Origin of the sequence: Halobacillus aidingensis (assembly GCF_900104185.1) — a bacterium.
GTDB classification, from domain to species: Bacteria; Bacillota; Bacilli; order Bacillales; family Halobacillaceae; genus Halobacillus; species Halobacillus aidingensis.
The window spans coordinates 1-20,587 of the sequence record NZ_FNIZ01000008.1 but is presented as its reverse complement, the minus strand read 5'-3'; the positions used below and the strand labels follow the sequence as shown (position 1 = coordinate 20,587).

Sequence of the window (20,587 nt, the reverse complement as noted above, 5' to 3'; positions counted from 1 at the left end):
AAATGACGAAATCAAAAGAATTGTTCAAAGCCGTACAACGCCTTAACTTTTTGAAACTGGGTGATCTTCAGTTTTTCAACGGTAAAAAGCAAGAGCGTCTGAAAGAGATTAAGGATCGTAAGGCTGAAATCCGTACTTCTCTTGAAAAAGAAGAAGATGTAGATTTGGATAAGCTGGAAACAGAACTTCGTGAATTGAAAGAAGAAGAAGAGAAGATTGAACAGCGTGAACGTTTGATGGCTGGTGTGCAAGAAATTGAAGGTGGAAGCGGAGAGTATCGTACCATTGAAACTTTCAACGGCGGCAGTCAAAAACCAGAAAAACGCGAAGAAAGAGGAACAGCTTCTGAAGAATACCGTGAAGCCTTCATGAACTTTGTTCTTCGTGGTGAAAAGTCTGAAGTCCTAGAAAAACGAGCGACAACAGCTACTGGGGATGTAGGGACAGTAATTCCGCAAACGGTCATCAATCGTATCGTTGAAAAGATGAGAGCTTATGGCATGATCTTTTCTCGCGTTACGCAGTCCAATGTCAAAGGCGGTGTGACGGTCCCGACTTCTAACGTTAAGCCAGTAGCAACTTGGACAGACGAGGGTATGACTTCTGCTAAACAAAAGAAAACAACCGGAGAAGTCACGTTTGCTTACCACAAGCTACAATGTCGCGTGGCCGTTACCCTAGAAGCAGATACAGTTTCTATGGATATCTTTGAAACAACGATTGTAGATAATGTCTATGAAGCTATGATTGTGGCATTGGAAGAAGGTATTGTAGCGGGTACTGGTACAAAGCAACCTCTTGGTATCGTTAATGATACTCGAGTAACAAATACCTCTTCAGTAGCGGAAGCGGATCTGAAGTCTTATGAAAAGTGGGCAGAACACGTTTCTAAACTTCCACTCTCTGCTGAAGGTAAGGTTGCTCTCGTTATGACAAAGGTTGACTTTGACAAGTACATTCTAGGTATGACGGATTCTAACGGACAGCCAGTCGCTCGAGTTAACTATGGAGTGGACGGTCGCCCGCAACGTCGATTCTTGGGTTATGAAGTTATTGCGGTAGAAGAGTACTTGCCAACATTCACAGGTGCAGCTGATGATGCTACTTTTGCCTTTTTTGCTAACTTGAAGGACTACCTCTTGAACTCAAACATGCAATACCGTTACAAGAAGTACTTCGATGAAGATACAGATGAGTATGTTCATAAGACTACCCTAATCGCTGACGGTAAACTTGCTGATGCTCAAAACGTTCTACTATTGCAAAAAGCACCTACGGTTTAAGAGTAAATAAAAAGGAGGAATTCTAATGAGTGAAAAATTAAAAGCTGTTGTGGCTAGTACCTTTATCGATAAAGACACGAAAGAGAAGCATGAAGTTGGATCCACATATGAAACAGAATCTCCTGATCGTATTTCTTACCTTCAGGAGAAAGGTTATCTCGAAGAAAGTAAACACCCTCCAGAGGATAAGGGTGAAGAAGGTAATGAAGAGAATGAATTTCCGAAGCACAGCGGCGGTGGGTACTATGAATTGTCCAATGGTGAAAAAGTGAAGGGGAAAGAAGAAGCTCAAAAAGCGCAAAGTGATCTAGATGCTGGAGAGTAAGGTTAAAACGGCTCTAAGATTGAAAAATACAGCCTTCGACATTGAAGTAACAGGTCTTATTGCAGCGGCAAAGGCTGATTTGGTTCAATCTGGAGTAGACAAAAGCATTGTTGATCAAGAAAATCAAACTGATCCTCTTATTGAAAGAGCCATCATCGTTTATTGCAAAGCTAACTTCGGTTATGACAACGATGAAGCAGAACGATTCACGAAGTCTTATGAAATGCTAAAGAGTCATTTAGCGTTGGCGGGTGATTACAATGGCCAGGTGGAGTGAAATCGTTAAGTTAGTACCTAATACTACTCAAGGTGAGTATGATGAAGATGGGTACCCTGTCCAGACACCGGGAGATATCAGGGAAGTCTTTGCAAACCGGAAAAGTGTACACAGTAATGAGTTTTACCAAGCTCGATTAAATGGTTTCTCTCTCAGCAAAATGTTCGAGGTGCGTTTGGTTGATTATGACAACGAAACGAAATTGCTTTATGAAGAAAAAGGCGAAGACGTTGAGTATGTCATTAAACGCACATACGAAAAAGGAGAAAAAATTGAGTTAGTTTGTATGCGTAAGGATGATGAACATGGAAGTGCAATTTGAAGGGATTGACGAATTGATTTCTGAGTTGGAAAAACTCGAGGTCAATGTCAAAAGGGTGAAAAACAAGGCCCTTCGTAAAGCAGCGGAAGTGTTGCGCGACCGCATGAAAGAAGAAGTGTACTCCCATGGGTTAGTTGAAAGATCAGGGGAAGCAAGAGAGTCCATTGTCATGTCTAAAGTGAAAGATGATTCTATATATGTAGGAACCCCCGGGGGCGTAGCGGCTCCCGGGTTTTATTTGTACTTTCATGAAATGGGATATTACAACGTGCGAGCTAAACGCTTCATTCCACCACGTCCTTTTGCTTCCATTGCTATGGAGTTGAGTAGGCCTGGTATTTTAGATGCGTATGAGACGGAGCTGAAGAAGGTGATGAAATTATGAATAATTTGGTTAAGTCCACATTGTCGCCTTTAAATGTTCCGATTGCTAAATTGCGATATTTAGGTGGAGAAAGCCCCTACATCGTATTTTCATACTGGGAAGTTCCTTATGCTCACGCTGATGATGTAGAAATTGAAACTGAATACACCATCCAAATAGATGTATTCACCAAAGGAAACCCAGAAACCCTTGCGGACAATGCGCGAGAATTGATGAAAAATGCTGGGTTTATGAAGGTCTTTGAAAACGAAGATTATGTGGAAGATCTGCAGCTTTACAGAAAAATTATGAGATTCAATTATCAAGCGAAAACTACACAAAATTGAGGAGTGTTGAATTATGGCTTTAAAAGGTCTAAAAGATTTGCATTACGCGGTGATCCAGACTGAAAGTGATGAATCCACAACATACGATACACCAAAACCATTAGGGCCTGCGATTGCGTTCAACTTGCAGCCGGCCGTTAACCGTGCCAACTTACGTGCTGATGACAAGGTTCTATTTTCTGATTCCAACAAAGGTCCAACAGCGGTCACTTTGAATACAGCTTATTTGGAAAAAGAAGTAGAAGCGGATCTGCTTGGAAAAACAGTTAACTCGAATGGAACGATTTCAGACAATGCGAGTGATAAAGCTCCTTATGTAGCTGTAGGCGGCCGGGCTGAAAATGCTCGCGGTGGATACGACTACTTCTGGATTTATCGCATTCAATTCGCACCTGCAGAGGAAAACATGAACACTAAAGAAGAAACGCCAACGTATCAAACGCGAAACCTTGCAGGTGAAGCTATTCCTCGTTTGGATGACGGAGAAGAGAAAATCCGTGCATGGAGTGAAGATGAATCTATTACAGACACGGCTATTTTTGACGAATGGTTCGATTCAGTTATTAATAAAGACTGGGTAGCGCAAGTCTAAGGAGGGTTATAGTTGCAAATTGAATTGCTGATTGATGGGAAGAAAAAAATATTCACAGCTCCCTTCGTGCCAATGTTAGCTAAACGTAAATGGTTAGAGTTTGAAGCGGATGAAAGTCTTGATCTGGACAACCCTACTCCTGAACAATTCGATGAGATTGCTACTGTCATTCAGAAAATTGTTTTTAGGGAACAATTCACCCTCGAGGAGCTTTACTGGGGGATTCCGTATGAGCAAATGGTCAAGAAAACATTTGAAGCGGTGTACGGTTTTAAATCATCTGAAGGAACGGATGATGATCAGGGAAACGTGACGAGGGAAGAACGTTAGAAGAAACGCTCTCTTCCCTTCAAGAAGCCCAACAGAAAGAATATCAAAACATTAAGGACCTATATAAGCAGCTAATGTTCCCCAAAGAACCTTATGCACCAAAGTGGACGATGTCTCAGATCGATGAGATGGACGTCCACTTTTTTTATAGTCTTTTTCAGGATGAAACAGCGTCTCCAAGCGAAGACGTTTATTTAGCGGATGTATGGTAAGGAGGCAGGAGTATGGCTACAAAAGAACTCGGTAATTTACAAACAAAACTAAGCTTGGATGATAAAAACTTCAACCTCACCTCTGTACGATCTGACTTAAAAGGTCTTCGCTCGGAGATGAATGTTTTAAAGTCTACTAGTAAGGAGTACCAGCGAAGCACTGAAGGTTTATCCAGGCAATCTGACATCCTTTCTAGAAAGTACAAGACCCAAGAGGCCCGAGTTAGTGAGCTTCGTCGTAGATATGAAGAATCAAAGCGGGTGAAGGGTGAAGATGCTCAACAAACCAAGAACTTATCTGCACAATATAACAATGCAGTAAGCTCTTTGAATAAAACTGAGACTCAACTTAAGAGAGTGAATGAACAGTTAGAGCGCCAAGTGAATCCATGGAAGCGCATAGGTACGCAATTGGATACGGCCGGGGATAAGATGCAACAGTTCGGACGAGGAGCTCGAGATTTCGGTCGGAATTGGACCATGGGCGTGTCCACTCCAATCTTAGGATTCGGAGCGTTGATGGTTAGAACAGGAATGGACTTTGAAAAGTCAATGTCACAAGTTCAGGCTACTTCTGGAGCAACTGGTGATGACCTGGCATTGCTGGAAGAAAAAGCGCGGGAGATGGGTGCAAGCACGACTAAATCAGCAAGTGAAGCGGCGGACGGTCTAAACTATATGGCTTTAGCCGGTTGGGATACCCAAGAAATGCTTGGTGGATTAGAACCTATCCTTCGCTTATCTGAAGCGGCAAACATTGACTTGGGCCGCGCGAGTGATTTAGTTACGGATTCATTGTCTGCTTTGCAGCTTGAAGTAAGTGATTTACCTCAATACCTTGATATGGTTGCAGAAGCTTCTCGTACATCGAATACAAGCATGGATCAGCTTATGGATGCCTTCCTTATTGCAGGTGGTAACTTTGCTCAGTTCAATGTGCCTTTGTCTGAGTCCATTGCGTCACTCGGATTATTAGCAAACAGGGGTCTTAAAGGTAGTGAAGCAGGGCGAGCGATGAATGCCATCTTAGTTAACCTCACAAGTGGGGCTGGACAAGCCGGTGAAGCGATGGAAGAGTTAGGCATTTCAGCCTTTGACACAGAAGGTAATTTTATTGGCTTGGAAGAGACTCTAGAACTTGTTAGAGATCGAACCAAAAACATGACCGACGAGCAAAAGGCTCAATACATTTCCATGATTGCCGGTAAAGAGCACCTGAAGTCTTTCCAAGGCTTATTAGATGGTCTGGATAAAGAATACAAAGATCTTAAGTATAGTGTGGCAGATTCAGATAATGCCTTGAATGAAATGGCAGACACGATGCAGGACAATGCAGCAGGAAATGTTGCGGCTTTAAAGTCAGCCTTTGAAGAATTGTCCATACAGTTTTCTACTCATTTGCTTCCTGTGCTTACAGATGGTGTAGAAAAGCTTACCGATTTAGCTCGATGGTTCGGAGATCTTGATGAAAAAACCCAGAAAAACATCATTACTTGGGCAGGAATTGCAGCTGCTGTCGGACCCGCCGCGTACATGATAGGTACTGCCAGTGGAGCGGTTGGAGGGTTAACTAAAGGATTAGGTTTTCTCACTACTGCTTTAGGTGGAAAGAGCGGAACTAAGGGAGCCGGCGGCGCTTTGATGCGGATAGTTAGTAAGGGTGGACCGGTAGGTTTAGCAATAGCAGGGTTTGGTGGTCTCGGTATAGCAATTTATGAAGCTGTGAAAGCTTCTGATGATTATAGTTCTGCTAATGTCGAAAAAATTGAAGCCATGCAGAAAGAAATAAAGCAAACGGATGAATTAATTAATCGTTTTAATGAGTTGAAAACAAAGAACGAATTATCAAATTCAGAGATGCTTCGTTTTATGGATATTCAATCAGAACTTGCAGAAACAAATGCACCTACTATCATTGAAAAATTGAAAGATGAACAAGGTAAGCTGCTAGAAAAAAGCGGGTTGACGAACGAAGAGATGTCCGAGTTCATTGGTTTAAATAATGACATTATTGAAATAGCTCCTGAAACAGAAAAGGTTATTAGTAACCAAGGAAATGCATGGTCAGAAAACACCAATGCAGTTAAGGAGTACAACGATGAGCAAAGAAGAATCCTTAAGGAGGAAACAAGGAAGGAACTTGTAGATACCTTAGAAACTATGAAAGGCCTTGAAGAAGATAAGGCGCGGCTTATGAAGGATCAGGAAGACACTCAAAAGGATATTCAAAAAAATGCAAATGCACGGTTAGAAACGGAGGGAGAATTAAAAGGGCAAAGGCAGTTAATTAAAGACTTGGAGAAAGAAATTGAAAGTTCCACCGGTCTTCAAAAGAAAAGACTAGAAGACCAGCTGCTAATTGAAATTGATAAGAAAGAAGAATTGTTAAACCAACTTGATACTCACGACAGATTAAGGGACAAGTATGGTAAAGAATTAATGGTAAACCAAGAAGACTTAAAGACAACTCGAGAGAAACTGAAGGAAGCTGAAAACATCGTCTTTAAGTATGAGGAAATTATTCTAAAACAAGTTGGTTTAAATGCGAAAAAGGGGCAAGGGTTAACACAATTAGATAATGAAATATCTAAATTAGAAACTCAAAAGTCGCAAAATGATGATTTGTTAAGGAAAGGACAAATAAATACAACTATTCATCAAGAAAGAAATGCAGAGCTAAACGAGCAAATTAGTAAACTGCAATCTGCTAAAGGTGAACTAGATCAAATAAACCAACGTGCTAGAGAGGATATTAACAAAGACATCTATTTAAAAGAAAGACCTGCAAATTACTGGGCCACGCTTGATTCTAAGTTATCTACGCCAGTATCCAAGTATGTAAATATTTACGAAAAGATGCATAAAGGATTATCTTATGCTGATGGAACGAATTATCATCCAGGCGGTCCAGCGTTAGTTGGTGAAGAAGGATTCGAGTTAGCCAAACTCGGAAATAAGTGGTCAATGCTTAATTTTGGGATAGCTGACCTTCCGGTAGGTTCTCAAGTCTTTACTCACGAAGAATCCAAAAGAATCCTTCGATCTCTAAACAGCACGCCGGCTTATGCGGAAGGCATTAGTACTCCTGGATCTGCTGCACAAATTGAACGAAGGTTACAAGGGAACAATAATCAGCCGATTGAAGTTAACTTAGAAGCTACATTCATTAGTGAACTTGATGGACTTCAGCTCGCGAAAGGGACATATAAGTTTTATAAAGAAATTGATGATAATCACACAAGAGGACGAATGAGAGCGAGGGGGGAACAGATTTGAACCTAACCTTTAATTCAACAAGGAAACCATGGATTCACTTATTGGAGGGGAGATCCAAACCGCCTTTTGCTCCCATTAATAGAACGACAATTGATATTCCGGGTACGGATGGGTCATTCCTCCAATCTACACGGAGAGGACCCCTTTTAATTCAGCAGCCTGTAGGGTTTAAAGTATTAGATGATGCCCATGCATTGCAAATAAAGGACGAATTGGCCGATTGGCTGTTTACTGAGGAAAAAGCGGTGCTTCAATTTGATGATGAACCGGGACGTTACTATTATGCGGTTGTAACAAATACAATTGAAGATTTGACGCGTTTTGTGGACAAGAGAAGTGGTACAATTCAGTTTCTCTGTCTAGACCCTAATGGTTATGGAGCGGATGTTCCTCCGCAAAGCCTTGGTTCTCATACTACGTTGTTTAATGAAGGTACTGCAGAAGCCTATCCTGTTTTCGAGATCGATGTAATTCAATCCATTACAAGACTCGAAATCACTAATTTATCTCTAGAAAATCAAGCTGGTGGGTCCCCGTCCATCATCCTTGGGCGGAACAAAGCAAGAACAGAAACGGCTTTCCAGAAAGAAGAACTGGTCTTTCATGACACTATGACAAGTACCAGTTCATGGACTACTGCCCAAGAAGTTGATAATGGATATATCAGTGGGGAAATGGGCGCCGATAGCGATGGTTTTTACGCAGAATTGGTTGGAGAAGAAATTCTTCCTCATAAATGGCAAGGTCCTTCGCTAATCAAAGGGATTGGGCAATCTCTTCAAGATTTCCGGGCGGATATTCTTATTCAAAGCCCTAACATTAATTTTGAAACAGGTCTCATGGATGTGTATCTTCGTGATGCAAATGGAAACACCATGGGCAAAGTCGGTTTTGGGGATGCCTGGGAAGGTCAGGATCAGAACTTTGGTTTTGGTCAAGTTGGAGATTACAATACTGGCCACAAGGTTTATGCCTTTGCGAAATATCCATATGGATGGAACGACTTCGACGGGGTTATCCGGATTGTCCGTGAAGGCGATATATGGCGTTGGTACTTTGCTAAGATTGAGAATGGGGTCCATAACTGGGTGTACTCCACTCTTCGTTATACTGATAATGCGGGTCAATATATGGCACCAATTACAGATGTTCAAGTAGCCATGCGCATTTGGCCACTGACTTCATCAACAGATATGAAAATTAAAGACATCAAATTATATAAGATCAACCAGCCGCAGGGCGAATCTGAAGTACCGATTATGGCTGAAGCTGGAGATAAAATCACAATCGATACTAGGACAGGTTTGATTGCGAAAAACGGAGAGCCGCAGCTTACGTTGGCAGATGTCAGGACGCAGATGTTTCCTTTGGCGCCTGGATACAATCAACTAGTGGTTGCAAGTAATGGATCCGTAAATGCTTCAGTCAGTTATACCAATACCTATAAGTAAGAGGGTGTAATCATGACAAAAGCTGAAATTATAAGGGATGAACGAACGGTGAAAGTAGGGCGTGTCCGTGTGGAGACAGTCCAGATGGGCTTGGCAGGGCAGACCTCTTATGAAAGGGCGGAACCAATCAATGAGAACGCTGGTGATTAAAAAAGGGGATACAGGTGAAGGCATCGTGGCTGTGTTAAGTCGAAAGGGAAAAGAAGAGAATTTAACCGGAAAAACGGTTCGATTTTATATGAGTAACGGTATCGAAGGGTATGCTCAAGTCATAGATCCCGAGAATGGTAAAGTGATGTATCCCATTGAGGATACTTTTTTTAATGAACTGGGTTATTTCCAAGGAGAATTCAAAGTGACCTATGAAGATGGCCGCGTGTTGAGTTTCCCTGGCGAAGGTTTCATACCAATAAGAATTATTGAAGGAGTGGGTAACAATGGCTGAACAAGGACGTTTACCTAGAGAGTCCAATCCATTACCTGGAGAAAAGCCTGGATTTACGGGTTCGTGGAAGAAGACTGATGGAACTTATCCTGAAACAGGAGAAGCAAATCCACTACCCATCCAGGCGGTTCAAATGCAGTCTCAATTGAACGATTTGAAGACACTGATCACAGCAACAAACGATCGCCTGAATCAAACCTTAGATACTCAACTAACGGGGAGTAAACTTCAAGAACAGAAAACAGAAGTGGATGCTGCGAGTGGAGTTGTAAGCTTCGCGGAAAATATCCAAGCTATTGAAATTTACAACCGTGACACCGCAGACGGGGTATTCACAGTGAATAATATTGACATCACTGTCCCTGCTGATGATTCTTTTCAAGCTACCGTAGGAGGGACACCTTCTAATGAAGTGAGTGTGAGTGGTTCAACCTCTTACATTATTGGGAGGTATGCTTGATGGGTTATGGTAGTAAAAGCAATAAGATTATAAATGTAGATGTGACCGGGGAAGTAGATAGCCGCATCCAAGAGAGAGTAAAAGGGCAAGTTGGGAAGTCCGTTCAAACATTCGCAGGTGTAATAAGAAACACAGGTACGGGATGGGGTTATATTGATGATATAGGTCATGCTCCTGTAAATATGGATGCTATAAGTTTATATAATGGTTCAATTAATGTTCACCATACTCCCAACGCTTTAAAAGTGGGTACTTTGATAGCCACACCAGATGAAACATACGCAAATGACGGGCTTATTTGCGGGGCAAGTGTAGGCACGACAAACTCGTATATACACTTGCATTTCCCTTTGAACGTTGCAATAGATGGTAATGGGAACTTGACCTTGCCATCGTATTTTTCGTCATCTGTGACAGGTTATCTAAGTTCAGATAAATCACAGGTTGTTATTGACCATCCACCAGTTAGTGCGTCTGATATTCCGCAAGTTATCAGTCCGACAAACAACCGTGAGAACGCTGATTATTCAGTTAGTTACACGGACACTCAAGTTATTGTTACATTACTAAAGAACATGTCGGGTCATATTTACTATGACTCAACCTCTTCATCTTTCAAATATATTGGCTCTAACATCGATGACTTCTCTTTTAGCTTTGATAATGTAACAGGAGAATTGACAGTTGCTCATGCGAACATAACAGGTAATGATGTGTATAGCATTTCCATTACAGGTCGGGACGGTTACTACACTCCGAAATTATCTGTTCCATTGACTAATTCGTTTAAAGTGAAGTTTTATGACGATGCAGGGAATTTGATCACAACACCAGATTCAAATATGAGATTCTACTTTTCACGCCCTAACATTAGATATAAATCCCCTATGCAAGCAGCAAATGAAATATTAATAAAACGAGGACATTGTAAAGCGGATGCAAACGATGTAGTTAATTCAGGTGCAAATATCTGGATTAATGGGTTGATGGAAATGTAGCACTAACGGATGTCGTCACTTGAGTATGAAAAATTAAAATTGGAGGGTGATCGAATGAATGAAAGACTCGTTAGAGAAGGAACAGGGACCCCGAGAACTTTGGATAAAAATCACCTACTTACTATACTTCAAAGAAACAACAAGCAAGTGTTTGATTTGTTGGAACAAAGGAATAATGAGTCTCCGGGAAGTACCAGCTACGATCAAATAGAGTCTGAGCTAACTTCTGAAAATGGAGAAGCTCTTATGCTAATGAAACTTATTCGATATTTAGATTTTGAAACGGAGTTTGAAGACTTGAAATAAAAAGAAGGAGCTCTTCCAATTAGGAAGGCTCCTTTTTCAGGTGTATTTAATTAGAGTTTTTCAGACCTTTGTTCACTAAGTCTCGGATAGCCTCACTTCTGTTCTTTAGCCTATTTTCGTGCCAATGGTCTTCGATTGCCTTAACCATTTCTTTAGGGAAGGTTACAAGGATTTGCTCGTTCTTATTTTTATCAACTGCCATGGTTAATCACCTCGTTTCTCAGTATAAGTTATATAACTTATATTGACAACCTCTCTTCTTTTATTTATATTATAGTTATACAAGTTATATAACTTAAAGGAGAGGGAAACCATGAAACTTTCAGAAGCGTGGGAACAATACGAATTGGACAGGCAACTCGAGGGGTATTCGCCTTATACGTTAAAGTCTTACAAGCTGCAATCCAGATTATTTATTGAACATGCGGGAGATCTTGAGCTGGAAGAAGTGGACTTCAAAATGATAAAAGCATACCTCGCCAAGGATGCAAAGCGTTTGAAGCCCTCGTCGATCGCAAACCGCATGAAGTATTTTAAAGCTCTTTTTAAGTGGGCAGTTAACGAGGGGCTGATTGTCGGAAACCCTGCTGCTAAGTTGCGGGAACCAAAGCAAGGACCAAGGATCCCGAAAGCGATGAGGGAAGAAGAAATTGAAAACTTGCGTGAAGCGTGTGAGACTCCACTGGAGCACGCAATCATTGAAGCCTTCTTTACAACCGGTTGTCGTATCGGTGAGATTGCAAAGCTTAACCGGAACGCTATCAACTGGGAAGACCGGTCCATAGTAGTCATCGGTAAAGGAGACAAAGAGCGAGAGGTGTACTTCTCCATTAAATGTGGCATCTGGCTGAAAAAGTATCTGAACTCGAGGGATGATATGAACACTAGCTTGTTTGTTACTGAGAGGAGATATAAGTCAGAAGGCGGTCAACCACGGAAGATGTCAATCCCTCAGTTGCGCTGGGTTATCAAACGTATTGCGAGGCGTGCCGGTATCGAAAACGTGTATCCGCATAAACTTCGTCACTCTTATGCCACACACTTATTGAATAACGATGCTCCTATGGAAGTCATCCAATCTTTTTTAGGGCATAGCAACATCAAGACGACATACTTATATGCGCAGCTGTCTGGTGAGCGCAGAAGGCAATTGTATAAAAAGTACTTTTAGAGTCCTGGATAGGGCTCTTTTTTATTGGTGGTGATATCGATTGCCTAACTACATTGAGTCAGGAGGTCAATTTATGGGTCAACATTATGGACCACAAGATAAAATTCCATTTCGGACGTCTACCCTAATTTGGATTTACGATAAAGATGAACAACTCCGTTTAGTCCTGGGCCCAAAAGGACATCCTCCACCTCTTGGGCGAAAAGGTACTGCGAATTACGTCCATTCAGCGGGCGGTGTAATTGGTCACCACTACCTGAGCGAAAAAGGAAGAGCAGAATCCGCGAAGATCCCTCACTACAATAGTTGGTACACGGAAGAATTAAATGGTGAGGTCTCTTTAGAATTCACAGTCCCTGCTGGGAACCCGGAGGTTTCATGGATACAGAACGAAGGCCGCGCTGTCATTGTAGACAGGGATGGTCATTTAGTTGAGTTCATCATCCGCGAACCGCGTGACCGTAACGGTACGGAAGGACCTGAAAAGGAAGTCTTTGCTGAGGGCGGAGACTACGAGCTAATTGATGAGTGGATTGGAGGATACAAGGCAGATAACGTCACCTTGGAAACGGCTCTTAAAGCAGTTCTTTCAGGTACAAGGGTGTCCGTAGGAGAAGTGGATGATTTCGGAACCCAGAGTGTAAATATAGGAAGCACCAGCGTAAAAAATGCTGTTTATGAGCTAATCAAACTGTTTGGGGGAGAAAGACGTTTGAGGGTAGATGCAGACGGCCCCAACATAACAAAACGATACATTGATGTATTGAAGCGCAGAGGATTTGACAACGGTCAGACTTTTGAGCATGGTCGGAACACCATGAGTACTAGTCGTGTTGTGGATTCAACAGGCGTGAAAACAGCTTTGTACGGTTATGGAGCTTCACAAGAAAACGACGGCCCACGTATTACTTTTGCAGATGTAGAATGGTCTGTGGCGAATGGTGACCCTGTAGATAAACCCTTGGGGCAAACTTGGGTGGGTGATCCCGATGCTCTTCAAGAATGGGGGTATGATCAGGGGCGACGACATCGTTTCGGAGAGTATAGTGGTCAGGAAGAGGATCCCGGCATACTCCTATTCAATACTTGGCAGGATCTCCAAACTAAAAAGGACGCGGTGAGGACTTACGATTTTCAGGTTGTTCTCTTTCAGAACAAAAAAGGATATGAACATCTAAGAACACGCCTGGGGGACACAGTTTATGGATTCGATCGAGAAGTTCAGCCGAACATCGAAATAGAAGCATCAATCATCATTTACAAGCAGAACTTAAATGACAGCAATCTGGACGAGGTCACTCTCGGAAACTTCCGTAATAGTTTCGAAACAGCAAGCCGTGTCCGTAATGTGGAAAAGGTTGTTGAAAGAGACCGTGGGAATTGGGATAAAAAAGAAACGCCTGAAGGGGCCCAGGAAAAAGCGGAAACAGCAGCTCAATCAGCTTTGGATGCAGCTCAACAAGAAATCAGCGACGCAAATGACCGCATAGACGCAGCTTTACTTGATCTGGAAGGTGCAAAAACGGATATATCTGATGCACAAGATCTTATTGATGCAGTGACCAGTGATAAAGATGGGGTAACTGTTTTAGATGGAACTTTAATCACGAATGAAATCATAGCCGAAAACGCCATTTTAACAGGTACCTTGACAGCTAACGATGCGATAATAATAAGCCTCACAACAGAAAGCATGATTGCTATTGATGCTGACATTCAAAATGCGACCATCACTGGAACGCTATCGTCAGTAGATGGAACGTTTACAGGTGAGTTAATTGGGGCGAGCATTACATCGGGGTCAACCATAGATGTCGCTACAGACGCAAATATAGGAGACAATCTCTATTTAGGCGAATACTTCGGTAGCAGCATGAAGTCCATTTTTTTTAATAATTTAGCCCGGATAAATGGAGGCGTTGGTCCCATTGCAGCTGGAATGCAATTATCTGCTGACTACATTCAGCTTGGAGACGATGTGTATTTTGGCGGTTCCAGCACCTCTGCAAAGATATACTTCGATGCAAATGATGGGCAATTCTACCGAACTGTTAGTGAAACGGGGATGTGTGGGGCATATGGATACAACCCTTATAGCTCAACCGGAAAGAACATTGGCGGAAATGCTGTAAACTTCAACATTGAAAAAGACTACACTCCATCCGGTGTGAGTTTTGATGTTGATGGTTCCTATGGTGCTACTGAACATTATACTGCTTTAAACTCTAAAGGTTTTTGGTTTTATATCCAAAACACAGACACAACCAATGATCACAAGTATTGGAGAGGTACTTATACGTGTTGAATAAGGGGGTGATCTATTGGGTATCGGGATGCCGTTGACTAGTATTGAAGGGAATATCATGACTTCGTTGTGTTCTAAGTGTGGGAATGAGACCACCACTGATATTTCTAATGACGTTGTAGGGAAAGACGAATTCGGATTTTGGAAAGGATATCGTGTTAAATGTCAAACAGAAGGCTGCCCCAGGATTATGTTTTATAACTTGAACTTACCTCTAGATGCAGAAGATGAGCCATTTGAGAGCGGAGATTTGCCATTAGAAGAAGAGGTGCAGAGGTACTATGTTCGTCTTCTCATTCGCACTGTGAGAGAAGATTTTGTAAGTAAGGAGGGTGGATGATGAGTAAACAGAACAATCCGGTAAACGCTGAACTTATGGTTCAACATTTAACGCAGAAAATAGCAAAGCTTTCTCAAGAAAGTGCAGCAAACTATGCTCTGGCAGTTAGTTACAAAAAAGAACTTGATGAGTTGAAAGGAAAGAAAAACGCCAAGTAAGGCGTATTTTTTATGGAAAAAAAGAAGTGACCAACTCGACCTGGCCACTCCATCAAAGAGCTCACACATACGAGAAAGTTTGTTATGGGGGTGAGCTAATCTGATTATGCAGTAGGTAATTAATTCTTGCCACTGCTTTTTGTTTATTTTACAAAACATTTACACTAGGGGGTCAATAATGGAGATGATCATCAATTCAGCTAAGAGTCTAACATTAGGTCTGTCGTTAGTCTTTTCATATCTATTCGGTGAGTGGTCTGTGCTTCTGGGGGCGCTCATCTTTTTTGTGACTTTTGACTATGTGACAGGTGTTATTGCAGCTGGATATGAAGGAAAGCTGAATGCGCGCGTTGGCTTTTGGGGGATTCCGAAAAAGATTTTGATATTTGGAATGGTGGCGATTGCCCACGTTATTGATAAAGTTTACCTGGAACAGATCGGGGAGCCTTTAGCTATCGGGGAGTTCCAAGTTAGCGTAATGGCTGCCACTATTCTTTATTACTTGGTGAATGAATTCATTAGCATTACTGAAAATCTAGGGAAAATGGGCATGCCGGTGCCGACGCCACTTCGTAAAGCTATCGAAGCATTTAAAGACAATTCTCAAAAACATGATAGGGGAGCGTAATAATATGGCTAAGCTATTAAAACCAAAAGGGCCATGGAATGGTAAGTTGGTGGCTTTAGATGACGGACATGGAATGCAAACCCCAGGTAAACGCACGCCTTATATTCCTGAGTTAGGAAGAGAAATCCGCGAGAATGAATTCAACCGAAAGGTGGTTGGGTTCCTCGCGGATATTTTATTAGCTCATGGATTTAGAGTTCTCCTAGTCGCACCTACAGATACAGATACCCCATTGAGCTATAGGACGAATGCTGCCAATCAACACAAGGCTGATATCTATGTTTCTGTTCATTTTAACGCTATGAGCTTCGATTTTGATTATTCCAGCGCTGACGGCATTAGTGTACATGTGTACTTGGGTAATATGAAATACGATTCCGGTAAGTTGGCACGGGCAGTAGGGAAGTATTTGAGACAGGGAACCAATCAGGATTGGCGTGGGTTTAAAGAAGACAACTTCCATGTTCTGCGGGAAACAAATATGCCAGCTATCCTCACAGAGAATGGGTTTATGGATGATCGGAAAGAGGCCCTCCTTATGCTGAATGAAGACTTTCAAATGGAAGTTGCAATTGAACATGCACAAGGGATTTGTGAGTATTTTAATGTGAAATACAAAGGTTTAAGTCTGGATCCATTATCTAAAGGTTGGCTTGAGATTGGAAATAAAGGTGAGTCTGTTAAGGAGCTACAACAATCTTTGAAGGAACTAGGATATTCTTTAAATGTTGATGGATTATTTGGTTCAGAAACTGAAAAAGCACTTAAAGGTTTCCAGAAAGCGCATCATTTAACAGTGGATGGATTGTATGGACCAAACACCCAAAAGACTTTGAAAGACGCTCTGAAACGCTATGCAGCTGTGGCAAATAAAGAAGAGGAGGAAACTGAAGTGGTAAGAGACATTAATAAGGTAAGCGAATGGGCGAAAGAAAACTGGGAAGAAGCTACAGAGAATGGTTATTTTGACGGTAAACGTCCAGGGGCAGAAATTACTCGTGAAGAAACGTCAATTGTGGTGAATCGTCTCCGCAATAATTTCTTGGAGTTGATTAAGAAAAATGAAGAGGAGATCCAGCGTCTTCATGAAACGTTGGAAGCTGCAGGAGTGGAAATTCCTGAAGAATAAATGTTACTATACAAGTGCTCTGTTTTAAATTAATCAAATCCACGAACAATGTTCTTACAGAGCAGGACCCACCTTTTCTCCGAAGGGTGGGTCTTTTTTATTTGTCTTCATATAGATCACACCAGTTCTCTCCGATCGCATCACCGATTTTCTTAAGTAAATCCACCCTGGGATAAATAACTCCCCGTTCAATTTCACTCAAGCGCTGGTAACTAATCTCCACTTGCTGTGCTACATATTTTTGAGTCAGCCCTTTGCTTTTCCTCAATTCACCTATCTTAGGTTTCATAAATCCACTCCTTCTTAAACCAACTTACTATGTGTATTCGTCAACAGAATGCATATCCCTTTAAATCTTAACTAACAAAATAGACGAAAAAAATTAACGTTATAGACGAAACATTTAGCGATCATCTTCATAAGGTGTTACATGATTAGATTTTCTTTTTCTGGTCATGTAGCTATTAGTTACGGAACCAAAATCCTAATCAGGTAGAAATTAAAGATCTACCTAACCAGCCTTTCATGTATCTAATCCAGTAGTGCTACATGATTAATACAAGCAAAGAAGGTTGATAGCTCTAGAATCAACACATTTGTTTAGTGCGGATCCCGAAACGGAGAGAAGGGGTGAAAGCACGGGTGCCCTATTTCCAAATTTCTATACACCCAAATTCAAAAAAGGGGAGATTATTTTATGATCCTGACAATTGGTGTTTTAGGTGCAACTGTAGTCGGTGTGTGTGCGGTGGAAAACCGTTTAGAGAAATCAGGCAGACATGTAGAGGCGGAATTAGTGAATGCGGCAAATAAAATTATTATCCAAGTGACAGCTTATGGAGGTATCTTGTGGGTGTTCTGGGAAACGTTTAAAAAGTTCGGAGTGTAGGAGGGTTGAAATGTTCAGTGAGTACATCAAAAAGAATCGATTAAAAAATGCTTTCCGTATAGGTGATATCTCTTACAAGAGGAAAAAAGGCAGTAAGACCTTCAAAAGTTACCCTTATATTGTGGATTATCGTGAACGTAAAGAGGCAATTGAATATGTATTTAAATTGCCACAGGGGTTGAACCCAGAAGAATTGATGAAAAAGGAGTATGTTTTCCGTCAGGTGTTCGGGCAAAAGTACACCTTGGAAGGGGATGGATTGGTTTACGTTCTCAGAGTATTTGTTAATGATATCGATCAGACTTTCGACTTCGAGTGGAAAGACATTGGACCTTATTTATCCAACGCGTCCTTCCCTATACTTGCGGGTAAAGATGCTCTTGGTAAAGTGCATGTCTACGATATGGTTACTAATCCGCACCTGCTTATCGCTGGAGAGACGGGGAGTGGGAAGAGTGTGACAGTTCGTGCGATTATCACGTCTATCCTTCTCCATATGCGCACCCGTGTGGACCTTTACTTAGGAGATATGAAACGCAGCGAATTCCACCTCTTTCGTAATGTAGAGGGGGTCAAAGCTGTTATGACTAAGAAGTCCGATTTGCTTAAATGTTTAACCTGGTTGAAGGGAGAAATGGAGAGACGAGGGGATCTCTTGGATGCTTGGGAAGTGGAGCATATTGATGAGTATAACAAGCTTGAAGGTGTCACTTTTGAAAAGTACATCCTACTCGCTATTGACGAGGTTGCTCTCTTGAAAAAAGAAAAAGACATGATGAGTATTGTTGAGGAGATATCGTGTATCGGTCGAGCGCTTGGGGTCTACCTCATTCTGTCCATGCAGCGTCCAGATGCGAAAGTATTAGAAGGGCAGCTTAAAAATAACCTAACCGTTAGGTATGCGTTCAGGCATTCTGACAAAATCAATTCCGATATAACTTTGGGTCGTGGTACTCCTCATGATGCATCCACGATTTCCAACAGCGAAAAGGGCCGATTTATTTTTAGAGGGGATACCACACAAACACTCCAAGCTCCTTTACTTGAGTTAAAAGTGGCAAGAAAGTTACTTGAACCCTATAAAAAAACGGTGAATGCAAAAGAAGTCAATGAGGATTTGGAAAGAGAGTCGAGAGAAGCGTTTATGGAACTTCCTTTTTTGGAGTGTGGAGACGATGAATAAGCGTGATAAAGATATATTGGAAGCTCTTGAAAAATTTCGTGTGCTGGATCGCAACCATCTTATTAGCATGTTCTTTAAGGAATTAACAGGAACCGTAAATGCTTGTAACCGTGTAATGAAAAGGTTAGAACGGGACGATAAGGTGAAGGTGCACAGGTCAACCAGGCCATATTCTTACTATCCTCAGAAAAGCAACATCCGTCCAAATTCAACTAAGGTTCCTCACTTTTTAGCTATTGCAGACTTTTATGTGCAACTATGTAAATACGCTACACCCTCAAAATTTGAGGTGGAGTGGAAAACCGGGAGCAAGGGGTCAATCGAGCCTGACATATTTATGATCTGGAACGGAGCTCCCTTCTTCGTAGAAATTCAAAGAAACCATTACACGAAGAAGGTTATGGACGCTAAAAAAGAGAAATACACCTCATACTTCTATAGTCAGGCTTGGAAAGAGCACAGTGATTACTTTCCTTTCCTTTGGATAGTTAGCGAAACTAAATATAAAGGTTTGGAGTGGGACCCATTAAGGGTTTATCAAAGTGACACCGTATCTACATTCATAAGCAAGTATATGAAAAAAGATAAGCGCAATGCTGCAGGCTAAGTCTAACGATGTGATTTACCTCTTACAAAAATTTGGAACTTTCGATATACTTGTTCGTAAGTAATAAGTAAAGACAAACTTGAGGGGTGTATAAGGTGAGGTCTTCAAAAGATAAAAGGTTAATTACAATCACTAAGCATGATCCGGATGAATTCAAGTATGAGTATGAAAGTAACAAAGTTGCAGGATATCTTAAGTTGTCCGGTGTAATTTGTATTATTTTAGGTCTAATAGCAGGTATTTCCTTAGCTAGAATAAGCGACCCTATTCTTGAAGAAACCTATTTCTCAATATCATTGTTCTTAGGCTATTTTGCGGGAGGAACTCTTATGGGAGTATTCTTTATTGGGATTGGAGAAATCATTAATACTCTTCACGAACAGAGAATTGACCAAGAAGTCAGGCATTTAAAAAGCTTCTACCAATACAAAAAACAGACATCTTAAAACGAGATGTCTGTTTTTTTAATCAGGTTTGGAGAAGAATTACTATCAAGGAAAATCTTACCTTTGAAATTTTTAGAATATTTTACGATAATAGACATAGCACTTCTTGCCCAACAGGCAAGTCGCCCCCAGGAGATGGTGGCGAACCAACCACCAGAACCGTTTACTTAATCGACCTTAATCCAATCATACAAATCCTCAGCGTGACAATTAAGGAGACGAGATGCTTCAACTGCTTTATTGAAGCTCATTTCTCGCTCATTCCTAATCCAGCGTGAGACAGTTGATTCTTGTACACCCATTTTAGATGCGAACTCTGCTTGGTTCATATTTAATAGGTCTGGTAAACGGCATCTCCCTTTTCGGAGTGCCATGTTGTACCTCCAATAATGTGATTCATTCATTATTATATAACTTAAGCATTACATAAGGAAGGTGTTTATTGATGACGAATATCTTTAATGATTTAAAGTGTTGCGGTAGTTTGTTGAAACAAAAGAGAGTTCATGACTTAACGAATAACAATACAACAATCCTTATGGTTTGCAGGCACTGTACTTCCGCTATACAGATCGATGGCGGGGAATACACACCCACAAAATCACCCACACCTCACCCACATTAATAAGATAAGAAGTGAAATAAAATGAATAACACACATTCTAAAAACCCTTATTAATGAATATATTGAAAGGATTTGATATTACACAAAGCCCCAAATACATGTTCCGTACACAGGTTCA

Annotated in this window: 28 protein-coding genes; 25 read left to right on the top strand and 3 right to left on the bottom strand. The window is 41.3% G+C overall.

Features of this window, described 5'->3' with window-relative positions; all coding sequences use genetic code 11:
* Positions 1-2 precede the first annotated feature (2 nt).
* The 15 genes from BLS23_RS09415 (at position 3) to BLS23_RS09350 (ending at position 10,988) form a co-directional block, all read left to right on the top strand.
* On the top strand, positions 3-1,283 hold the full coding sequence (locus BLS23_RS09415) for a phage major capsid protein (RefSeq protein WP_089652305.1): 1,281 nt from the start codon (positions 3-5) through the stop codon (positions 1,281-1,283).
* Positions 1,284-1,308: 25 nt separating this feature from the next.
* The gene (locus tag BLS23_RS09410) at positions 1,309-1,608 is read left to right on the top strand and encodes a hypothetical protein (RefSeq protein WP_089652304.1); all 300 of its coding nucleotides are present in this window, start codon (positions 1,309-1,311) and stop codon (positions 1,606-1,608) included.
* Entirely contained in the window at positions 1,595-1,885 is a 291-nt protein-coding gene (locus BLS23_RS09405; protein WP_089652303.1) for a head-tail connector protein, read from the top strand. The genes BLS23_RS09410 and BLS23_RS09405 overlap by 14 nt, the downstream gene beginning before the upstream one ends.
* The gene (locus tag BLS23_RS09400) at positions 1,869-2,207 is read left to right on the top strand and encodes a hypothetical protein (RefSeq protein ID WP_089652302.1); all 339 of its coding nucleotides are present in this window, start codon (positions 1,869-1,871) and stop codon (positions 2,205-2,207) included. Before BLS23_RS09405 ends, BLS23_RS09400 begins: the two co-directional genes overlap by 17 nt.
* On the top strand, positions 2,191-2,592 hold the full coding sequence (locus BLS23_RS09395; protein ID WP_167356061.1) for an HK97-gp10 family putative phage morphogenesis protein: 402 nt from the start codon (positions 2,191-2,193) through the stop codon (positions 2,590-2,592). The genes BLS23_RS09400 and BLS23_RS09395 overlap by 17 nt, the downstream gene beginning before the upstream one ends.
* Complete coding sequence (locus BLS23_RS09390) at positions 2,589-2,918, top strand: hypothetical protein (RefSeq protein WP_089652300.1); 330 nt, start codon at positions 2,589-2,591, stop codon at positions 2,916-2,918. Before BLS23_RS09395 ends, BLS23_RS09390 begins: the two co-directional genes overlap by 4 nt.
* Positions 2,919-2,931: 13 nt before the next feature.
* A complete protein-coding gene (locus BLS23_RS09385; protein WP_089652299.1) occupies positions 2,932-3,510 on the top strand; it encodes a major tail protein in 579 nt (192 codons plus the stop codon).
* 12 nt (positions 3,511-3,522) lie between these two features.
* Positions 3,523-3,840: a phage tail assembly chaperone G gene (gpG, locus tag BLS23_RS09380; RefSeq protein ID WP_089652298.1), complete on the top strand. Its 318-nt coding sequence runs from the start codon at positions 3,523-3,525 to the stop codon at positions 3,838-3,840.
* A gap of 224 nt (positions 3,841-4,064) precedes the next feature.
* Positions 4,065-7,328 (top strand): phage tail tape measure protein, encoded by a 3,264-nt coding sequence (locus BLS23_RS09375; RefSeq protein WP_089652297.1) that lies wholly within the window; start codon positions 4,065-4,067, stop codon positions 7,326-7,328.
* Entirely contained in the window at positions 7,325-8,779 is a 1,455-nt protein-coding gene (locus BLS23_RS09370) for a distal tail protein Dit (protein ID WP_089652296.1), read from the top strand. Before BLS23_RS09375 ends, BLS23_RS09370 begins: the two co-directional genes overlap by 4 nt.
* A gap of 12 nt (positions 8,780-8,791) precedes the next feature.
* Complete coding sequence (locus BLS23_RS21745; RefSeq protein ID WP_167356060.1) at positions 8,792-8,929, top strand: hypothetical protein; 138 nt, start codon at positions 8,792-8,794, stop codon at positions 8,927-8,929.
* Positions 8,922-9,224 carry a BppU family phage baseplate upper protein gene (locus tag BLS23_RS09365; RefSeq protein ID WP_167356059.1) on the top strand — a complete coding sequence of 101 codons (303 nt, stop codon included), beginning with the start codon at positions 8,922-8,924 and terminating at the stop codon, positions 9,222-9,224. Before BLS23_RS21745 ends, BLS23_RS09365 begins: the two co-directional genes overlap by 8 nt.
* Complete coding sequence (locus BLS23_RS09360) at positions 9,217-9,684, top strand: hypothetical protein (protein WP_089652294.1); 468 nt, start codon at positions 9,217-9,219, stop codon at positions 9,682-9,684. Before BLS23_RS09365 ends, BLS23_RS09360 begins: the two co-directional genes overlap by 8 nt.
* On the top strand, positions 9,684-10,682 hold the full coding sequence (locus tag BLS23_RS09355) for a hypothetical protein (RefSeq protein WP_089652293.1): 999 nt from the start codon (positions 9,684-9,686) through the stop codon (positions 10,680-10,682). Before BLS23_RS09360 ends, BLS23_RS09355 begins: the two co-directional genes overlap by 1 nt.
* Before the next feature lie 54 nt (positions 10,683-10,736).
* A complete protein-coding gene (locus tag BLS23_RS09350) occupies positions 10,737-10,988 on the top strand; it encodes a hypothetical protein (RefSeq protein WP_089652292.1) in 252 nt (83 codons plus the stop codon).
* Between the two features lie 46 nt (positions 10,989-11,034).
* Here BLS23_RS09350 and BLS23_RS21740 read toward each other — a convergent pair whose 3' ends face one another.
* A complete protein-coding gene (locus BLS23_RS21740; protein ID WP_167356058.1) occupies positions 11,035-11,190 on the bottom strand; it encodes a ribbon-helix-helix domain-containing protein in 156 nt (51 codons plus the stop codon).
* A 111-nt stretch (positions 11,191-11,301) separates the two neighbouring features.
* Between BLS23_RS21740 and BLS23_RS09345 the strand changes: the two genes are divergently transcribed.
* The 6 genes from BLS23_RS09345 (at position 11,302) to BLS23_RS09325 (ending at position 16,719) form a co-directional block, all read left to right on the top strand.
* Positions 11,302-12,159, top strand: a complete 858-nt coding sequence (locus BLS23_RS09345; RefSeq protein WP_089652291.1) for a tyrosine-type recombinase/integrase — start codon at positions 11,302-11,304, stop codon at positions 12,157-12,159.
* Between the two features lie 73 nt (positions 12,160-12,232).
* A complete protein-coding gene (locus tag BLS23_RS09340; protein ID WP_089652290.1) occupies positions 12,233-14,464 on the top strand; it encodes a phage tail spike protein in 2,232 nt (743 codons plus the stop codon).
* Between the two features lie 16 nt (positions 14,465-14,480).
* On the top strand, positions 14,481-14,804 hold the full coding sequence (locus tag BLS23_RS09335) for a hypothetical protein (protein WP_089652289.1): 324 nt from the start codon (positions 14,481-14,483) through the stop codon (positions 14,802-14,804).
* Positions 14,804-14,962: a zinc ABC transporter substrate-binding protein gene (locus tag BLS23_RS21370; RefSeq protein WP_143015249.1), complete on the top strand. Its 159-nt coding sequence runs from the start codon at positions 14,804-14,806 to the stop codon at positions 14,960-14,962. Before BLS23_RS09335 ends, BLS23_RS21370 begins: the two co-directional genes overlap by 1 nt.
* A 178-nt stretch (positions 14,963-15,140) precedes the next feature.
* On the top strand, positions 15,141-15,590 hold the full coding sequence (locus BLS23_RS09330; RefSeq protein WP_089652288.1) for a phage holin family protein: 450 nt from the start codon (positions 15,141-15,143) through the stop codon (positions 15,588-15,590).
* Positions 15,591-15,594: 4 nt separating this feature from the next.
* Positions 15,595-16,719: an N-acetylmuramoyl-L-alanine amidase gene (locus BLS23_RS09325; RefSeq protein ID WP_089652287.1), complete on the top strand. Its 1,125-nt coding sequence runs from the start codon at positions 15,595-15,597 to the stop codon at positions 16,717-16,719.
* Positions 16,720-16,816: 97 nt separating this feature from the next.
* Here the strand turns inward: BLS23_RS09325 and BLS23_RS09320 are convergent, their stop codons facing one another.
* A complete protein-coding gene (locus BLS23_RS09320; protein ID WP_089652286.1) occupies positions 16,817-17,008 on the bottom strand; it encodes a helix-turn-helix transcriptional regulator in 192 nt (63 codons plus the stop codon).
* A gap of 408 nt (positions 17,009-17,416) precedes the next feature.
* On the opposite strand from BLS23_RS09320, the gene BLS23_RS09315 reads away from it, so the two are divergent.
* The 4 genes from BLS23_RS09315 to BLS23_RS09300 all read left to right on the top strand — a co-directional run bounded on the left by BLS23_RS09315 (position 17,417) and on the right by BLS23_RS09300 (position 19,844).
* A complete protein-coding gene (locus BLS23_RS09315; protein ID WP_089652285.1) occupies positions 17,417-17,608 on the top strand; it encodes a hypothetical protein in 192 nt (63 codons plus the stop codon).
* 10 nt (positions 17,609-17,618) lie between these two features.
* Complete coding sequence (locus tag BLS23_RS09310) at positions 17,619-18,791, top strand: FtsK/SpoIIIE domain-containing protein (RefSeq protein WP_167356057.1); 1,173 nt, start codon at positions 17,619-17,621, stop codon at positions 18,789-18,791.
* Positions 18,784-19,398: a replication-relaxation family protein gene (locus tag BLS23_RS09305; RefSeq protein WP_167356056.1), complete on the top strand. Its 615-nt coding sequence runs from the start codon at positions 18,784-18,786 to the stop codon at positions 19,396-19,398. Before BLS23_RS09310 ends, BLS23_RS09305 begins: the two co-directional genes overlap by 8 nt.
* A gap of 95 nt (positions 19,399-19,493) precedes the next feature.
* Positions 19,494-19,844 (top strand): hypothetical protein, encoded by a 351-nt coding sequence (locus BLS23_RS09300; RefSeq protein WP_089652282.1) that lies wholly within the window; start codon positions 19,494-19,496, stop codon positions 19,842-19,844.
* A 167-nt stretch (positions 19,845-20,011) separates the two neighbouring features.
* Here the strand turns inward: BLS23_RS09300 and BLS23_RS22260 are convergent, their stop codons facing one another.
* Entirely contained in the window at positions 20,012-20,173 is a 162-nt protein-coding gene (locus tag BLS23_RS22260; RefSeq protein WP_425250619.1) for a helix-turn-helix domain-containing protein, read from the bottom strand.
* Positions 20,174-20,587: the final 414 nt, after the last annotated feature.